General features: G+C 62.4%; 12 protein-coding genes, 2 tRNA genes and 2 rRNA genes. 8 read left to right on the forward strand and 8 right to left on the reverse strand.

Features of this window, described 5'->3' with window-relative positions; all coding sequences use genetic code 11:
* Nucleotides 1–81: 81 nt before the first annotated feature.
* The 4 genes from BM133_RS29435 to rrf all read left to right on the forward strand — a co-directional run bounded on the left by BM133_RS29435 (nt 82) and on the right by rrf (nt 3,733).
* Nucleotides 82–158 (forward strand) — tRNA-Ile (locus BM133_RS29435).
* 29 nt (nt 159–187) lie between these two features.
* Nucleotides 188–263 (forward strand) — tRNA-Ala (locus BM133_RS29440).
* Nucleotides 264–598: 335 nt separating this feature from the next.
* Nucleotides 599–3,472: ribosomal RNA gene (locus tag BM133_RS29445) — 23S ribosomal RNA — on the forward strand.
* Nucleotides 3,473–3,620: 148 nt separating this feature from the next.
* Nucleotides 3,621–3,733, forward strand: a 5S ribosomal RNA gene (gene rrf / locus BM133_RS29450).
* 128 nt (nt 3,734–3,861) lie between these two features.
* Here the strand turns inward: rrf and BM133_RS29455 are convergent.
* The 5 genes from BM133_RS29455 to hppD all read right to left on the reverse strand — a co-directional run bounded on the left by BM133_RS29455 (nt 3,862) and on the right by hppD (nt 9,459).
* Nucleotides 3,862–4,794 carry an MBL fold metallo-hydrolase gene (locus BM133_RS29455; RefSeq protein ID WP_093442079.1) on the reverse strand — a complete coding sequence of 311 codons (933 nt, stop codon included), beginning with the start codon at nt 4,792–4,794 and terminating at the stop codon, nt 3,862–3,864.
* Nucleotides 4,795–6,486, reverse strand: coding sequence for an AMP-binding protein (locus tag BM133_RS29460; RefSeq protein WP_093442082.1), 1,692 nt, complete (start codon nt 6,484–6,486; stop codon nt 4,795–4,797).
* A gap of 111 nt (nt 6,487–6,597) precedes the next feature.
* Nucleotides 6,598–7,470, reverse strand: a complete 873-nt coding sequence (phhA, locus tag BM133_RS29465) for a phenylalanine 4-monooxygenase (protein WP_093442084.1) — start codon at nt 7,468–7,470, stop codon at nt 6,598–6,600.
* Nucleotides 7,471–7,490: 20 nt separating this feature from the next.
* Nucleotides 7,491–8,294 carry a transporter substrate-binding domain-containing protein gene (locus tag BM133_RS29470; protein WP_093442087.1) on the reverse strand — a complete coding sequence of 268 codons (804 nt, stop codon included), beginning with the start codon at nt 8,292–8,294 and terminating at the stop codon, nt 7,491–7,493.
* Nucleotides 8,295–8,331: 37 nt separating this feature from the next.
* Nucleotides 8,332–9,459 carry a 4-hydroxyphenylpyruvate dioxygenase gene (gene hppD / locus BM133_RS29475; protein WP_093442089.1) on the reverse strand — a complete coding sequence of 376 codons (1,128 nt, stop codon included), beginning with the start codon at nt 9,457–9,459 and terminating at the stop codon, nt 8,332–8,334.
* Between the two features lie 146 nt (nt 9,460–9,605).
* On the opposite strand from hppD, the gene BM133_RS29480 reads away from it, so the two are divergent.
* The 4 genes from BM133_RS29480 (at nt 9,606) to lnt (ending at nt 13,552) form a co-directional block, all read left to right on the forward strand.
* Entirely contained in the window at nt 9,606–10,079 is a 474-nt protein-coding gene (locus BM133_RS29480) for an Lrp/AsnC family transcriptional regulator (RefSeq protein WP_093442092.1), read from the forward strand.
* Between the two features lie 109 nt (nt 10,080–10,188).
* Nucleotides 10,189–10,917: a GNAT family N-acetyltransferase gene (locus BM133_RS29485; RefSeq protein ID WP_093442094.1), complete on the forward strand. Its 729-nt coding sequence runs from the start codon at nt 10,189–10,191 to the stop codon at nt 10,915–10,917.
* A 185-nt stretch (nt 10,918–11,102) separates the two neighbouring features.
* Entirely contained in the window at nt 11,103–11,981 is an 879-nt protein-coding gene (locus tag BM133_RS29490) for an HlyC/CorC family transporter (RefSeq protein ID WP_093442097.1), read from the forward strand.
* Complete coding sequence (gene lnt, locus BM133_RS29495; protein ID WP_093442099.1) at nt 11,981–13,552, forward strand: apolipoprotein N-acyltransferase; 1,572 nt, start codon at nt 11,981–11,983, stop codon at nt 13,550–13,552. Before BM133_RS29490 ends, lnt begins: the two co-directional genes overlap by 1 nt.
* A 6-nt stretch (nt 13,553–13,558) precedes the next feature.
* Here the strand turns inward: lnt and BM133_RS29500 are convergent, their stop codons facing one another.
* Genes BM133_RS29500 through BM133_RS29510 form a run of 3 tightly spaced genes read right to left on the reverse strand, consistent with a single transcriptional unit; the run spans nt 13,559 to nt 16,595 of the window.
* Nucleotides 13,559–14,941 carry an FAD-binding oxidoreductase gene (locus BM133_RS29500; RefSeq protein WP_093442102.1) on the reverse strand — a complete coding sequence of 461 codons (1,383 nt, stop codon included), beginning with the start codon at nt 14,939–14,941 and terminating at the stop codon, nt 13,559–13,561.
* Nucleotides 14,942–14,964: 23 nt separating this feature from the next.
* Nucleotides 14,965–15,768, reverse strand: coding sequence for an ABC transporter permease (locus BM133_RS29505; protein WP_093442104.1), 804 nt, complete (start codon nt 15,766–15,768; stop codon nt 14,965–14,967).
* A complete protein-coding gene (locus BM133_RS29510; RefSeq protein ID WP_093442107.1) occupies nt 15,765–16,595 on the reverse strand; it encodes an ABC transporter ATP-binding protein in 831 nt (276 codons plus the stop codon). The genes BM133_RS29505 and BM133_RS29510 overlap by 4 nt, the downstream gene beginning before the upstream one ends.
* Nucleotides 16,596–16,601: the final 6 nt, after the last annotated feature.

The raw sequence follows: 16,601 nt of genomic DNA on the forward strand, positions 1-16,601 counted from the left end.
TTCTGGAAACAAGCAATTTAATTTAAACGCCCACACTTATCGGTTGTTGGAAGAAGTCGAAATCTTCATTGATTCTCGATTGGGTCTGTAGCTCAGCTGGTTAGAGCACCGTCTTGATAAGGCGGGGGTCGTTGGTTCGAGCCCAACTAGACCCACCAAATCTTCTGATTTCTCGTGTGAGAGTTTTGGGGGATTAGCTCAGCTGGGAGAGCACCTGCTTTGCAAGCAGGGGGTCGTCGGTTCGATCCCGTCATCCTCCACCAATAAATCGATACTTAAATTCAACACCAAAGCGGCTTTGTGCGTGAGCATGAGGCTTCTTTGTTGTTGATCGAGATCTCTTGATCAATCGGCTGTTCTTTAAAAATTCATAGAGTCGAATCAGCGTTGCTGATGGAAACTGCACATTCGTAAAGGTTTAGTGCAGACCGTGCCATCAGCAACATAGAATTTTTGATTGCGTCAAAAGAAACTTCAATTTCGAGTCAAATCGAATTTTGAATGTAACGGCATAACGCGTCAGGTGAGAGACCTGACATATTCCTTGAAATGATTTTGTGTTTCGCCGGAGCAATCCAGTGAGACGTCAAAGTTATAGGGTCAAGTGAATAAGAGCACGTGGTGGATGCCTTGGCAATGATAGGCGACGAAGGACGTGATAGCCTGCGATAAGCTTCGGGGAGCTGGCAAATTAGCTTTGATCCGGAGATTTCCGAATGGGGAAACCCACCGAAAGGTATCGCATAGTGAATACATAGCTATGCGAGGCGAACCGGGTGAACTGAAACATCTCAGTAGCTCGAGGAAAAGACATCAACCGAGATTCCGAAAGTAGTGGCGAGCGAAATCGGAAGAGCCTGTTAGTGATAGCACAAGACATAACGGAACAGTTTGGAAAGACTGGCCATAGCGGGTGATAGCCCCGTACGTGAAATGACCTGTGTGGTACTAAGCTAACGACAAGTAGGGCGGGACACGAGAAATCCTGTCTGAATATGGGGGGACCATCCTCCAAGGCTAAATACTCATCATTGACCGATAGTGAACTAGTACCGTGAGGGAAAGGCGAAAAGAACCCCGGGAGGGGAGTGAAATAGATCCTGAAACCGCGTGCTTACAAAAAGTAGGAGCCTCGTAAGGGGTGACTGCGTACCTTTTGTATAATGGGTCAGCGACTTACATTCAGTGGCAAGGTTAACCGAATAGGGAAGCCGTAGAGAAATCGAGTCCGAATAGGGCGATCAGTCGCTGGGTGTAGACCCGAAACCAAGTGATCTATCCATGGCCAGGATGAAGGTGCCGTAACAGGTACTGGAGGTCCGAACCGACTAGTGTTGCAAAACTAGCGGATGAGCTGTGGATAGGGGTGAAAGGCTAAACAAACTTGGAAATAGCTGGTTCTCTCCGAAAACTATTTAGGTAGTGCCTCAAGTATTACCATCGGGGGTAGAGCACTGTTTTGGCTAGGGGGTCATGGCGACTTACCAAACCAAGGCAAACTCCGAATACCGATGAGTACAGCTTGGGAGACAGAGCACCGGGTGCTAACGTCCGGACTCAAGAGGGAAACAACCCAGACCGCCAGCTAAGGTCCCTAAAATTGGCTAAGTGGGAAACGAAGTGGGAAGGCTAAAACAGTCAGGATGTTGGCTTAGAAGCAGCCATCATTTAAAGAAAGCGTAATAGCTCACTGATCGAGTCGTCCTGCGCGGAAGATGTAACGGGGCTAAGCCAGTTACCGAAGCTGCGGATTTGCAATTTATTGCAAGTGGTAGGAGAGCGTTCTGTAAGCCTGTGAAGGTGCGTTGTAAAGCGTGCTGGAGGTATCAGAAGTGCGAATGCTGACATGAGTAGCGTTAAAGGGGGTGAAAAGCCCCCTCGCCGTAAGCGCAAGGTTTTCTACGCAACGTTCATCGGCGTAGAGTGAGTCGGCCCCTAAGGCGAGGCAGAGATGCGTAGCTGATGGGAAACAGGTCAATATTCCTGTACCGTTATATAGTGCGATGTGGGGACGGATCTTAATAGGTCATCCAGTTATTGGATTATTCTGGTTTAGTTGGATGTAGGCGTGCATTAGGCAAATCCGGTGCACATATACCGAGGCCAACGATCGAGCGGACTTGTCCGTGAAGTGACTGAACGAGGTTCCAGGAAAAGCCACTAAGCTTCAGCTATATACGACCGTACCGCAAACCGACACTGGTGCGCGAGATGAGTATTCTAAGGCGCTTGAGAGAACTCAGGAGAAGGAACTCGGCAAATTGACACCGTAACTTCGGAAGAAGGTGTGCCCTATTAGTGTGTAGTGAACAACGAAGCATGAATGGGTTGCAAAAAATCGGTGGCTGCGACTGTTTATTAAAAACACAGCACTCTGCAAACACGAAAGTGGACGTATAGGGTGTGACGCCTGCCCGGTGCTGGAAGATTAAATGATGGGGTGCAAGCTCTTGATTGAAGTCCCAGTAAACGGCGGCCGTAACTATAACGGTCCTAAGGTAGCGAAATTCCTTGTCGGGTAAGTTCCGACCTGCACGAATGGCGTAACGATGGCCACACTGTCTCCTCCTGAGACTCAGCGAAGTTGAAATGTTTGTGATGATGCAATCTCCCCGCGGAAAGACGGAAAGACCCCATGAACCTTTACTGTAGCTTTGTATTGGACTTTGAACAGATCTGTGTAGGATAGGTGGGAGGCTTTGAAGCAGGGTCGCTAGATCTTGTGGAGCCAACGTTGAAATACCACCCTGGTGTGTTTGAGGTTCTAACCTAGGTCCATTATCTGGATCGGGGACAGTGCATGGTAGGCAGTTTGACTGGGGCGGTCTCCTCCCAAAGCGTAACGGAGGAGTTCGAAGGTACGCTAGTTACGGTCGGACATCGTGACGATAGTGCAATGGCATAAGCGTGCTTAACTGCGAGACTGACAAGTCGAGCAGATGCGAAAGCAGGACATAGTGATCCGGTGGTTCTGTATGGAAGGGCCATCGCTCAACGGATAAAAGGTACTCTGGGGATAACAGGCTGATACCGCCCAAGAGTTCATATCGACGGCGGTGTTTGGCACCTCGATGTCGGCTCATCTCATCCTGGGGCTGTAGCCGGTCCCAAGGGTATGGCTGTTCGCCATTTAAAGAGGTACGTGAGCTGGGTTTAAAACGTCGTGAGACAGTTTGGTCCCTATCTTCCGTGGGCGCTGCAGATTTGAGGAAGCCTGCTCCTAGTACGAGAGGACCGGAGTGGACACACCTCTGGTGTATCGGTTGTCACGCCAGTGGCATTGCCGAGTAGCTAAGTGTGGAAGAGATAACCGCTGAAAGCATCTAAGCGGGAAACTCGTTTCAAGATGAGATCTGCCGGGGCCTTGAGCCCCCTAAAGAGTCGTTCAAGACCAGGACGTTGATAGGTCAGGTGTGGAAGCGCAGTAATGCGTTAAGCTAACTGATACTAATTGCTCGTGAGGCTTGACCCTATAACTTTGATCAAAATACAGATCAAGGTGTTATGCCAAGTTGACGCATTCAAAATACATTCAAGCCAGTGCAAGACAATTGCATGCTGATTCCAAACTCTATGAATTCGTCTGATTGATCGCGTGATCAACCAGACAACCCTTTATGCCTGATGACCATAGCGAGTTGGTACCACTCCTTCCCATCCCGAACAGGACAGTGAAACGACTCAGCGCCGATGATAGTGCGGGTTCCCGTGTGAAAGTAGGTCATCGTCAGGCTCTTACAGCCCAGAAAACCTCAGTCAGCAATGACTGGGGTTTTTTGCTTTGGGAACACCAAAGACCGGAGAAGAAAAAAGCGCGTACATCTCGATGGCGCGCTTTTCTTATTCCTTGATGGACAGGATTCAGGTATTGCGGATGCCCAAAGAATCCATTTCCGCCGCACCTGCGGCAATCAATTCAGCCAAGATATTCCCGGTCAATTGATTCAACTCCTCGTCCGCAAAGAAACGAAGACGAATAGCGTCCAAGTACGGCGTACCTCGCAGCCATGCCGACCAGTCCTCGAGAGCAATGTGCTGCACTTCCAGCAGCTTGAACTTCATCAACACCTTGATCGCATGCCGCGCATGCTTCACCGGATCGCGCTGCAGCCCAGCAAGACGACGACGCGCAGTGATCAATGCGCCGTCGACGTCACTGAACACACGACCGTGACCAGGAACCACCTGCAGCGGTGACAGCTCCTCGATGCGATCCAGCGTCGCAGCGATCTCACCGAAAGAAGGCTCCCCCGCCAGTTCGGGAAATGCAACACCAAAACCGTTCTCCCACAGCGCGTCCGCGGAAATCAGCGTCCGCGAGGCCGGATCGAACAGGATGATCGAATGCGGATCATGGCCAGGCGCGCCGTGGACTTCCCACGCACTCCCACCAAGCCGGCATTCCGTTCCAGGTTGCAGCAATCCGTCGAATCGAAAACGAGGGCAAATCTGCCCCGTCGCAAGAAAACTCAGGCCGCCCTCGTCCCATCGTTCCACCAGCGCCGCTTCCCCTGGGGGAATATCCGTTCGAAGTGCCGGATAGCGCTGCTGCAACGCGGCGTTCCCACCGCAATGGTCGCTGTGCAGATGCGTATTCAGCACCCGGTCCAGCGGCCGGGCGCCCAGCGCCGACTCCACCAGCGCCAGCGTCTGCTCGGCATGCGTGGCATAGCCGGTGTCGACCAGCGCGGTCTCGTCCGCCCCGACGAACAGGATGTTGTTCGACGACAGCCACCCCCGCTCGAACACGACGACATTCGCCGGCAAGCCGGCGCGCGCCGCGGCGTTGCTCATTCAGGCGCCTGCGCTGGTGCGAAGTTCGCGCCGCAGGATCTTCCCGACATTTGTCTTGGGCAAGGAATCGCGAAACTCGATGTGCTTCGGCCGCTTGTAGCCCGTGAGTTGCCCGCTGCAGTACTGCAGCACTGCGTCTTCGGTCAGGTTCGGATCCCTGCGCACCACGAAGACCTTGATCGCCTCGCCCTGTTTCTCGTCGGGTACGCCCACCGCCGCGCATTCGACGACCCCGGGGCACAGCGAAATCACGTTTTCCAACTCGTTCGGGAACACGTTGAAGCCGCTCACCAGGATCATGTCCTTCTTGCGATCGACGATGCGGCTGTAGCCATCTTCCTGCATCACGGCGATATCGCCCGTCCGCATGAAGCCATCGGCGGTGAACGCGGCCGCGGTCTCGGCGGGCTGGTTGTAGTAGCCCGTCATCACGTTGGGGCCCTTGATGCAGAGCTCGCCGGACTGTCCGACGGGCATCGAATTGCCATCGTCGTCCTTGATCGCGATCTCGATGCTCGGCAACGGCAGCCCGATCGTGCCGGTGAACTTCGTGTTCGACACCGGATTGTTGGTGCCGATCGCGCAGGTCTCGCTCATGCCCCAGCCTTCGATCATCGGGCAGCCGGTCGCCTCGAACCACTTGCGCGCCGTGCCTTCCGACGCCGCCATGCCCCCGGCCTGCGAGACGAACAGCGTCGAGAAATCGATCGACTTGAACTCCGGATGCATCAGCAGCGCATTGAACAGCGTGTTCACCGCCGGCAGCATGTGGAACGGCCGCTTCTTGAGCACCGCGATGAATTTGTCGAAGTCGCGCGGATTCGGAATCAGCGTCATGTGCGAGCCCTGCCGGATCACCAAGAGGCACAGCGTCAGCGCGAAGATGTGATACAGCGGCAGCGCCGCGATGCTGTTGACCTTCGCGAGGTCACCCGCGCGAGACAGCGCCGGCGTGAACCAGGCCTCGGCCTGCAGCGTCGCCGCGGCGATGTTGCGATGCGTGAGCACCGCGCCCTTCGACAATCCGGTCGTGCCGCCTGTGTACTGCAGGAAGGCGATCGAATCGAGCGTGCTCTGGTCAGGCCCGAGCGTGCGCCCGCGTCCTTCGGAGATCGCCTGCGTGAACGGCGTCACCGTGCGCCCGTCGCTCAGCGGCAGTTTGTAGGGCGGCACCATCTTCGCCAGGTGGCGCACGGCCAGCGTGATCCACGCGCCGTACAGGCCACCGAGCAGATCGCCCATCGAGGTCATCACCACGTGCTTCACGGGCGTGCGCTCGATCACCTGCTCCAGCGTGGAGGCGAAGTTCTCGAGGATGACGATCGCCGTCGCGCCCGAGTCCTTGAGCTGGTGCTCCAGCTCGCGCGCGGTATAGAGCGGGTTCACGTTCACGCAGGTGTACCCCGCGCGCAGCACGCCGCACATCGTCACTGCGAACTGCGGGATGTTGGGCAGCATGATGGCCACCCGCGCGCCGGGCTCCAGTCCCTTCGACTGCAGCCAGGCGCCCAGCGCCTTCGACAGCACGTCGAGTTCGCCGTAGTTCATCCAGCGCTCCATGCAGACCGAGAACGGCCGGTCCTTGTAGCGACCGAACGCCTCCTCGAACATGTGGGGCAGTGACCGGTATTGCTCGGGATTGATTTCCTCGGGCACGCCGGCCGGATAGTTCTGTCGCGCGGATGTCTGCATGCAAGCTCCTTTGGCGCGGATTGTGGGAGCGAGGCGCTCCCAGCCGCCAGCGGGCTTGTCCTAGGGTGCCTGCGCGCGCTGTCGCGCAGGCGATAGATAGAGACCGTGCGATCAGGCCTTGCCGGTCTCGCCCGGCAGCAGCACGCCGGGCTCGATGTCGGCCTGGACCTGGAGCGCCTCGTAGATCGGCGTGAAGTCCGGCGCCGTGAGATCGAAGAGCTGCGCGAAGTCTTCGATGACGAAGTAGTTGCTCTGGTAGGTGTCGATCTTGTAGCGCGTGCGCATGGCGCGCAGCAGATCGAGCGGCAGCCGGCGCGGCTCATCGCTGAGCACGGCGTGCTTGAGCTCGCCCACCGAGCTCAGGATGCCGGCGCCGTACGCGCGAAGGCCCCCCGGCTGGCGGATCAGGCCGAACTCCACCGTGTACCAGTAAAGCCGCGAGAGCTTCTCGCCCGCGCCCAGCTCGTGCGCCTTGATGCCGCCCGCGCCATAGCGCTGCACGTAGTCGGCGAAGGTCGGGTCGAACAGCATCGGCACGTGGCCGAAGAGGTCGTGGAACACATCGGGCTCGACGATGTAGTTGAACTCCTCGGGCTTGCGGATCCAGTCCGTCACCGGAAATTTGCGGTTCGCGAGCAGCGTGAAGAAGGGCAGTTCCGGAATGAGCCCCGGCACTGCGACGATTTCCCAGCCCGTGGCCTTGTGAAGCCGCTCGTTGATTTCGTCGAAGTGCGGGATGCGGTCTTTCACGCCCAGCGAGGGCAGCGCGTTGATGAAGGCATCGCAGGCCAGGCCCGGCAGCTGCGCGGCCTGCCGCTCGTAGAGCCGCCTGTAGGTGTCGTGGTCGGCCGCCGTGTAGCTGGCCCAGTCCTGTGGGCAGGTGTAGTCGGCTTGCACCGAGCCGCCGCGCGAGTAGTCGCCGCGCGGCGGGCGATCGGATGCGCCATAGACGGCGGGAATGACAACGGCGGCAGGGGAATCCATGGGAAGTCGTGTTTCTCGGTTTATTTGAGCCAGCGGTCCATCGTGCGCTGGAAGTCGCCGCCGGCCTGCTGCAGGTGCAGCCACTGGTCGACGTACGACTTGAAGGCCACGTCGTCGCGCGGCAGCATCCAGGCCATCTCGCCGTACTGCAGCGGCTTGTCGGGGTTCACTGCGCACAGGCCCGGCTTGAGCTTCTGCTGGGTGATGGCCTCGGCCGCCTCGGTGACGAACACGTCGGCGCGGTTGGCCAGGATCTCGTCGAAGATCGTCACGTTCTCGCCGTGCAGCGTGAGCTTGGCCTGCTTGAAGTTGGTCCGGGCGAAGCGCTCGTTGCTGCCACCCGGATTGAAGATGACGCGCGTGGAAGGCTGGTCGATGGCCGCGACGCTCTGGTACCTGGCCACGTCGGCGCAGCGCGCGATCGGCGTCTTGCCGTTGACCATGTAGGGCGCGCTGAAGAAGGCGCGCTTTTGCCGGTCGGTGGTGACCGACACGCCGCCCACCGCGATGTCGCACTTGCCCGCTGCAAGGTCCGGCAGCAGGTTGGCCCAGGTGGTCTTGACCCACTCCGGCTTGGCGCCCAGGCTCGCGCTGAAGCCCGTCATCAAGTCGACGTCGATGCCTTCGAACGAGGCATCGGTCTTCTGGAAGCTGAAGGGCTTGTAGTCGCCCGGGGTGCAGATGCGCAGCACCGCGGCTTTCTGCACCGCGTCCAGGTGCGAGGCAGCCGCGGGCGTTGCCGCCGGCGCCATCGCGCAACCCGAGAGAACGGCGGCAGCCGCCGCGATGAAGGTCAAACCGATCGAAGACTTGCTGCTGCGCATGCGAACTCCTGGGCAATGAGGGCGGTTGAAGGGGCCCTTATTTTGCGGCGGTCAGCACGCCGCGGCGCATCTGGTCGAGCTCGATGCTCTCGAACAGCGCCTTGAAGTTGCCGTTGCCGAAGCCGTCGTCGCCCTTGCGCTGGATGAACTCGAAGAAGATCGGGCCCAGCTGGTTCTCGCTGAAGATCTGCAGCAGCAGCGCGTCCTTCTTGCCGTCGATCAGGATCTTTCGCTTCTTCAGTTCGGCCACGCTCTCGCCATGCTCGGGAATGCGCTTGTCGACCAGTTCGTAGTACGTGTCGATGGTGTCCAGCAGCACGACGCCCTTGGCGCGCATCGCATCGACGGTGGCGTACAGGTCGTCCGAGCCCATCGCGATGTGCTGGATGCCTTCGCCCTTGTACATGTCCAGGTACTCCTGGATCTGGCCGGCCTGCTCCTTGCCCTCTTCGTTGATCGGGATGCGGATCTTGCCGCAGGGGCTGGTCATGGCCTTGCTCTTGACGCCCGTCACCTGGCCTTCGATGTCGAAGTACTTGATCTCGCGGAAGTTGAAGAGCTTCTCGTAGAAGCCGGCCCACACGTTCATGCGGCCGCGGTACACGTTGTGCGTCAGGTGGTCGACGTAGGTGAGGCCGTTGCCCACCGGCGACAGCGCCTGCTGCGGCGACACGCCCGGCAGCGCCTCGAAGTCGACGTCGTAGAAGCCGATGTTGCCGATGTCGCCCGGCTGCGCGCCGTTCTTGCCGGGCCAGCGGTCCACCAGGTAGATCAGGCTGTCGCCCACGCCCTTGATGGCGGGGATGTTCAGCTCGCCCGGGCCGGCCTTGTCGGCAAAGCCCCAGGCGCCCAGCGCGGTGGCGCGTTCGTAGGCCTGCTTGGCGTCCTCCACGCGGAAGGCAATGGCGCAGACGCTCGGGCCGTGCTCGCGCGCAAAGCGCTGCGCGAACGAATCGGGCTCGGCATTCAGGATGAAGTTGATCGTGCCCTGGCGGTACAGCAGCACGTTCTTGTGACGGTGCTTGGCCACGGCCGTGAAGCCCATGCGCTCGAACACCTTGCCCATGGCGACCGGGTCCGGCGCCGCGTACTCGATGAATTCGAAGCCGTCGGTGCCCATGGGGTTGTCCCAAGGGGTGAAGGCGGGTGCGTCGGCTTGGCTCATGTGCGGTCTCCAGAAAGTGGGGGATCGATAGGTAGAGATAGGCGAAAAACGCCAGTGCTGCAATGTAGGTTGGATGCTGCTCAAGTTTTCAGCGTTGTTGGGCGTGTTTGATGGCAAACGCGCAGTAAAACTGCAAAAATAGAGAAATGGAAGCACTCGACAAGATTGATAGGCTCATTTTGCGCACGCTGCAAGCAGACGGGCGCGCAACCTACGACCAACTGGCAGAGCAGGTCAGCCTCTCGCCGAGCGCCGTGCTGCGGCGGGTCAAGCGCCTGGAAGAGAGCGGGGTGATCGACCGCTACGTCGCCCTCGTGCGCCCCGAGGTGATCGGCCTGGGCCTGACCGCCTATCTCAACGTGCGGCTCGAAAAGCACACCGAGAGCCACAAGCGCAACCCGATGGACCTCTTTCGCGCCAGCGTGCAGACCTGGCCCGAGGTGGTCGAATGCGCGGCCCTCACGGGCGACATGGACTACCTGCTGCGCGTCGTGGTGGCCGACATGGCGCACTACAGCCGCTTCATCATGGACACCCTGCTCAAGCACCCCAGCGTGGAAGACTGCAAGACCAGCTTCGTGCTGGACCGTGTCAAGGCCACAACAGCTGTGCCCGTTTAACCACAAAGTGGTTGCGCGGGCGCCACGCGCTCTGGTAATGGGTCACGAATGTGTCTTGGAAGTGTCCTTGCGGGCTTGTTGATTAAGGGAAAACCCTTACATTCAAGCCATGCTTACCGCCAAGACCCTCCTCAAAGCGTCTCTAGGCCTCGGCTCTTTCCTGAAAGCGCCGATGGTTGAGACCCAGCCACGCGCTGTCTCGTCGCCCCAGCCCGTCATGGTGCCGATCCGCTCGATCGGCCCGCGCGAGCGGGAGCGCATCGCGCAGCACCTCTTGGCGCTGACCCCCCACGACCGGTACCTGCGCTTCGGCTACGCCGCGGCCGACGAGCAGATCCAGCGCTACGTCGACAGCCTGGATTTCGAGCGCGACGAGATGTTCGGCATCTACAACCGCCGCCTCGAGCTGATCGCGATGTCCCACCTGGCCTTCGCGCCCGGCGACCAGCACAGCGATTGCGCCGAATTCGGCGTCTCGGTCTCCGCACACGCCCGTGGCCGCGGCTACGGCGCCCGCCTCTTCGAGCGCGCGGTGGTGGTGGCCCGCAACGAAGGCGTGGGCATGCTCTTCATCCATGCGCTGAGCGAAAACGCCGCCATGCTCAAGATCGCCCGCAACGCCGGCGCCACCGTGGTGCGCAGCGGCGCCGAAGCCGAGGCGCATCTGCAACTGCCGGAGGCCACCTTCGACAGCCGCATGAGCGAAATCGCCCTGGAGCACTACGCCGCGGTCGACTTCGCCCTCAAGAGCCGCGCCAAGCAGTTCTGGGCCTTCCTTGCGAGCCTGCAGGAAGTGCGCAGCGGCATGAGAGACGCCCGCAGCAAATCTGCCCCCTGACTGTTGGCCCCGGGGCTTTTCACTTCGCTTCGCTGCGTGTATTCCGCCACCCCCGAGGGGAGACGCGACTCGCCTTGGCGGCTCGGCCGTGGCCGCCGGTGCTCTCCGCCGCGGGCGGAACCGGAGGTAGAGCGTGTCACACACAATCCGTTATCCTTGTCCCTCCTCAACTCCGCCCTCCCGCAGTGGCCGAACCTCACCCTGAACGCGCACCCGTAGAACGGGAAGACAAGCGCGGCTTCCTCCAGAAGCTTGCCGAATTCATCCACCCCGGTCCCGACTCGCGCGACGAGCTGATCGAAACCCTGGCGGACGCCGAGGACAACGAGGTGATCGGCGCCGAGTCGCGCGTGATGCTCGAAGGCGTGCTGCGCATGGCCGACATGACCGCCGGCGACGTGATGGTCGCCGCGCCGCGCATGGACGCCATCAACATCGACGCGCCCTTCGATGCGCTGCTGCACCTCATCATCGACACCGCGCACTCGCGCTTTCCGGTGTACGAGGGCGAAAAAGAAAACATCATCGGCATCCTGCTCGCGAAGGACCTGCTCAAGCTGCAGCGCGCGCCGGGCCTGAACATCCGCGCCTTGCTGCGCCCGGCCACCTTCGTGCCCGAGAGCAAGGGCCTGAACGACCTGCTGCGCGAATTCCGCGGCAACCGCAACCACCTGGCCATCGTCATCGACGAGTTCGGCCGCGTGGCCGGCCTCATCACCATCGAGGACGTGCTCGAGCAGATCGTGGGCGAGATCGAGGACGAGTTCGACATCGCCGAGGACGAGGGCGACATCTTCGGCCTGGCCGACCACACCTACCGCGTCTCGGGCGACACGCCTATCGAGCGCGTGGCCGAGGCTTTCGGCATCGTGTTCGACGAAGAGCAGCTGAGCGAAGACTTCGACACCATCGGCGGCCTCGTCGCCCACGAGATGGGCCACGTGCCCAAGCGCGGCGAGCACCATGCGATGGGCGGCTTCGACTTCGTGGTGCTGCACACCAAGGGCGGCGCGGTGCGCTGGTTCAAGGTGTCGCCGGCACGCGGCGGCGACGCGGCCGACTGATGCCGCTGCCTGAAGCAGCGACGGCGCGCGCCTTGCGCGCCTCCCCCGCGGTTGCCCGGTTTCGACTGCCCGGCCTCGCGCTGGCCGGACTGGCCCAGGCGCTGTCGATCGCGTGGCCGCTCGACGGTCGGCCGCTGTGGTGGCTTCAGCTTCTCTCGATGGGCGCGCTCGTCTGGCTGCTCGGCAGCCTGCGTGCCGAAGGCGCCGGCTGGCGCCGCGCCGGCCTTCATGCCTGGCTCTTCTCGACCACCTGGCTCACCGGCAGCTTCTGGTGGCTCTTCATCTCGATGCACACCTACGGCGGGCTGCCGGCGCCGCTGGCAGCCATCGCCGTGCTGGCGCTCGCTGCGGCACTGGGGCTGTACTACGCCGCGGCCGCCGCATGGTTCGTGGTGCGCGGCCCGAGGGGGCGCGTGACGGGGGCGCTGGTCTTCGCGGCGCTCTGGACGCTCGCCGAGCTCGTGCGCGGCAGCTGGTTCACCGGCTTTCCCTGGGGCGCGGGCGGCTATGCGCACGTCGAAGGGCCGCTGGCCGCGTGGGCGCCGTGGATCGGTGTCTACGGCATCGGCGCCGTCGCGGCACTGGTGATGGCGCTCATCGCGCTGGGCTCGCTCGCGCGCCGCGCCGAGCTCGTGCAGGGAGTGGTGCTGATCGCGCTCGTGTTCGCATTCCCGCACGTCGCACCGTCACTGCGCGGCGCCAGCACCGGCAGCCTCCAGGTCGCGCTCCTGCAGGGCAACATCCCGCAGGACGAGAAATTCATCCCCGGCGGCGGCATCGAAACCGCCCTGCGCTGGTACGGCGAACAACTGCGCGATGCCAAGGCCTCGCTCGTCGTCACGCCCGAAACCGCCGTGCCCCTGTTGCCGCAGCAGTTGCCGGCCGGCTACCTCGAGGCGATCCAGGCGCGCTACAGCAGCGGCACGCAGGCCGCCATCGTCGGCTTGCCGTTGGGCGGCCGCAGCGGCTACAGCAATGCAGTGCTCGGCTTCCAGCCCGGCGCCGCGCAGCCTTACAAGTACAGCAAGCACCACCTCGTGCCCTTCGGCGAGTTCATCCCGCCGGGCTTTCGCTGGTTCATCCAGATGATGAGCATCCCGCTCGGCGACTTCCAGCGCGGCGGCCTCGCGCAGGCGCCTTTCGTCTGGCAGGGCCAGCGCATCGCGCCGAACATCTGCTACGAAGACCTGTTCGGCGACGAGATCGGCGCGAACTTCCGCGGCGAGGCAACGGCGCCCACCATCCTGCTCAACGTGAGCAACATCGCGTGGTTCGGCGACTCGGTGGCCATCGACGAGCACCTGTCCATCTCGCGCATGCGCTCGCTCGAATTCGCGCGGCCGATGGTGCGCGCCACCAACACGGGCGCCACCGTCGTCATCGACGCCGAGGGCCGCGTGACGCACCAGTTGCCGCGCCTCACGCGCGGCGTGCTCCAAGCGCCGGTCGAAGGCCGCACCGGGCTCACGCCCTATGCGCGCTGGGTGGCGCCGTTCGGCCTGTGGCCGCTGTGGATCGCGATGCTCGCCATCGTCGGCATCGCCTTCGCGATGGGCCGCCGCCGGCGCTGAGCGCCTTCAGGCCGCTGGTTGTACCGGTTGTACCGGCTGCACCGGCCAGTCGCGCAGCTTGCCCGGGTTCAGCAAACCCATCGGATCGAAGCGCTTCTTCACCGCGATGATCTCGGGCGGCAGCGGCCCACCGGCCTTGCCGTCTTCCACGATGTTCACGTGCGGGTTGTTGATATGCACGTTGTGCGCGCGGTGGATGTCGATGATTTCCGCGAGCCGCTCCTCGGTGCTGAAGCGCACCAGCTGGAGCCCGCTGCACGTCATGAGCCCTGCGACGTTGCGGAGGAACTCGACGTGCATCATCACCTCGCCGCCCAGCAGCTTTTCCATCTCGACGATCTGCTCGACGTGCCTGCCGGGAACGAACCCGCTCTGCAGGTAGGTCAGCGTCGGGTCAACCTTCAGCGCATGCAGCGTCGTGTGGTTCCAGGTGAATTCCATCAGCGTGCGGTTGCTCTTCTGCACTTCGGCCGCGGTCCTGCGGTAGCCCACGGTACCGCCGTGCGCTTCGACCAGTTGCAGCAGCGCCGGCTCGCACGACTCCGCCACCAGCGACAGCACCGTGTGGCAGCCTTTGGGCAGGTGCGCCGCGAGTTGCGCCAGGTGATCGGAAATGGGTGCCGCGAAAAACGCGATCTCGCGCTTCACGATGCCGGGCCCGTTCGCGAGCTTGTCGGCGAAGTGCAGCGCATTCTCGAAGTCGTCGAAAGTCACCAGCGTTTCGAGCCATGGATGCGCGGGGGCCAGCGCAATCTCCAGTTCCAGCACGAGCCCGTTGGTGCCCCACAGGTGGTGCATGCGCATCGCCTCGGCGCCGCGCAGCTCGACCACCTGCGGCTCCGCCTCGATGGTCATCGCGCGGATGCCGAGCACGTTGCCGGGCGCGCCCAGCGGCCCGTAGTTGATCGAGCCCACGCCGCCGAAGCCGCCGCCGAAGAGCCCGCCCAGCGTCGCGCTGCGGTAGGTGGACGGCACGCAGCGCATCTCCTGTCCCGAGGGCTTCGTCTGCTTTTCGAGTTCGCCCAGCCGGATGCCGGCCTGCGCGCGCGCCACGCCGGGCTGCACCCAGAGGCAGGCGTTGTAGCCCGTCATGTCGAGCACCACGCCACCCGCGAGCGGCGTGGTCTGTCCGTAGTTGCCGGTGCCGCTGCCGCGAATGACGATCGGCACGCCGCGGCGCGCGCACGCACCCACCACGGCGCGGATCTCGTCCTCGCTGCGTGGCCGCACCACCACGTCGGCGCGCTTGTCTTTCAGCTGGCGATTGAGCACGGGGCTGAACCACGAGAAATCCTGCGAGAGCCGCGTGACGCGCCCTTCGTCGGTGATCCAGTCGAGGTCGGGCAGTTCGAGCAGCAACTGCTCGATGGAAGAAACGGGAGCATTCATGGTCGTCGTCAATGTCAACAATGTCAGTCTTGGGAAAGTTCGCTCGCATGCCACGAGCCCAGCGCCACCTTGGTGAGCCAGGCCATCAGCGCGAAGAGCGCCACGCCGGTCAGCGAGATGAGCAGCAGGGCCGCGAACATGCGCGGAATGTTCAGCTGGAAGCCCGCCTGCAGGATCTGGTACGCCAGCCCCGCGCCCGAGCCGCCGGTGCCCGCGACGAACTCCGCCACCACCGCGCCGATCAGCGCGAGGCCGCTGGAGATGCGCAGCCCGCCGAAGAAGTACGGCAGCGCGCTCGGAATGCGCAGCCGCACCAGCTGCTGCCAGCGCGTCGCGCGGTTCAGCTTGAAGTAGCTCTGCAGGTCGGGGTCGATGCTGCGCAGCCCCAGCGTGGTGTTGCTGATGATCGGGAACAGCGCCACCAGCGCCGCGCACACCGTCATCGCAGCCACCGGGTTCTTCACCCAGATGATGATGAGCGGCGCCACCGCGACGATGGGCGTCACCTGCAGCAGCACGGCATAGGGAAAGAGCGCCGTCTCGATGCGCTTGCTCTGCACGAACAGGAACGAGATCAGCACGCCCGCCACCGTGGCCAGCGCGAACGACAGCACCGTGATCTTGAGCGTGACCAGCAGCGCGTTGCCCAGAGGCGCCCAGTCGGTCACCAGCGTCTGCATCATGAGATACGGCGAGGGCACGAGGTAGGGCGGCAGCTCCATCGCCACCACCATCCACTGCCAGAGCGCCACCAGCACCACGCCGATCAGCACCGGGTACAGCACGCGCTGCACGCGCGGCTGGTTCAAGAGGGGCGTGCGCTTCATCGGGCATGCTCCTCGTCGCCCTGGCTTGCGCGCAGCAGGCTGTCCTGCAGCCGCTTCGCGTGCCTGGCGAACTCGGGCGTCACCATGAAATCGGCGCTGCGCGGATACGGCTCGTCGATCTGGAACTGCTCCACCACGCGGCCCGGCCGCGCCGCCATCATCACCACGCGGTTCGACAGGAACACCGCCTCGTGGATCGAATGCGTCACGAAGATCACCGTGAGCTTCTTCTTGCGCCAGAGCTCGAGCAGGTCGGCATCGAGCTTGTGGCGCGTGATCTCGTCGAGCGCGCCGAAGGGCTCGTCCATCAGCAGCAGGTCGGGCTGCGTGACCAGCCCGCGCGCGATCGACACGCGCATCTGCATGCCGCCCGAAAGCGCACGCGGCAGCGCACCGGCGAACTTCTCCAGGCCCACGAGCGCAAGCGATTCCGCGACCCGCGCATCCGCCTCCTTGCGCGGCACGCCCGCCAGGTCCAGCGGCAGCCGCACGTTGGTCTGCACGCTCGCCCACGGCATCAGCGTGGGCGACTGGAACACGAAGGACAGCTTGTGCGGGCAGTCGTGCAGCTGCGCCACCGGCTTGCGCCACACCAGGAGGCGCCCGTCGCTCGGCTCCAGCATGCCCGCCACCATCTTGAGCAGCGTGCTCTTGCCGCAGCCCGAGGGGCCGAGCAGCGTGACGAACTCGCCTTCGGCGATCGACAGGTCCACCGGCAGCAGCGCCTGCGTGCCGTTGGGGTAGGTCTTCTCGGCCGAGAGCACTTCCACGGCGGGCACGGCGTGCGCCGCCGGCGGCGCGAGGGTGTGGGGTTCGATGCGATTCATGGGAAA

It is taken from the genome of Variovorax sp. 770b2, assembly GCF_900115685.1.
Taxonomy (GTDB): Bacteria; Pseudomonadota; Gammaproteobacteria; order Burkholderiales; family Burkholderiaceae_C; genus Variovorax.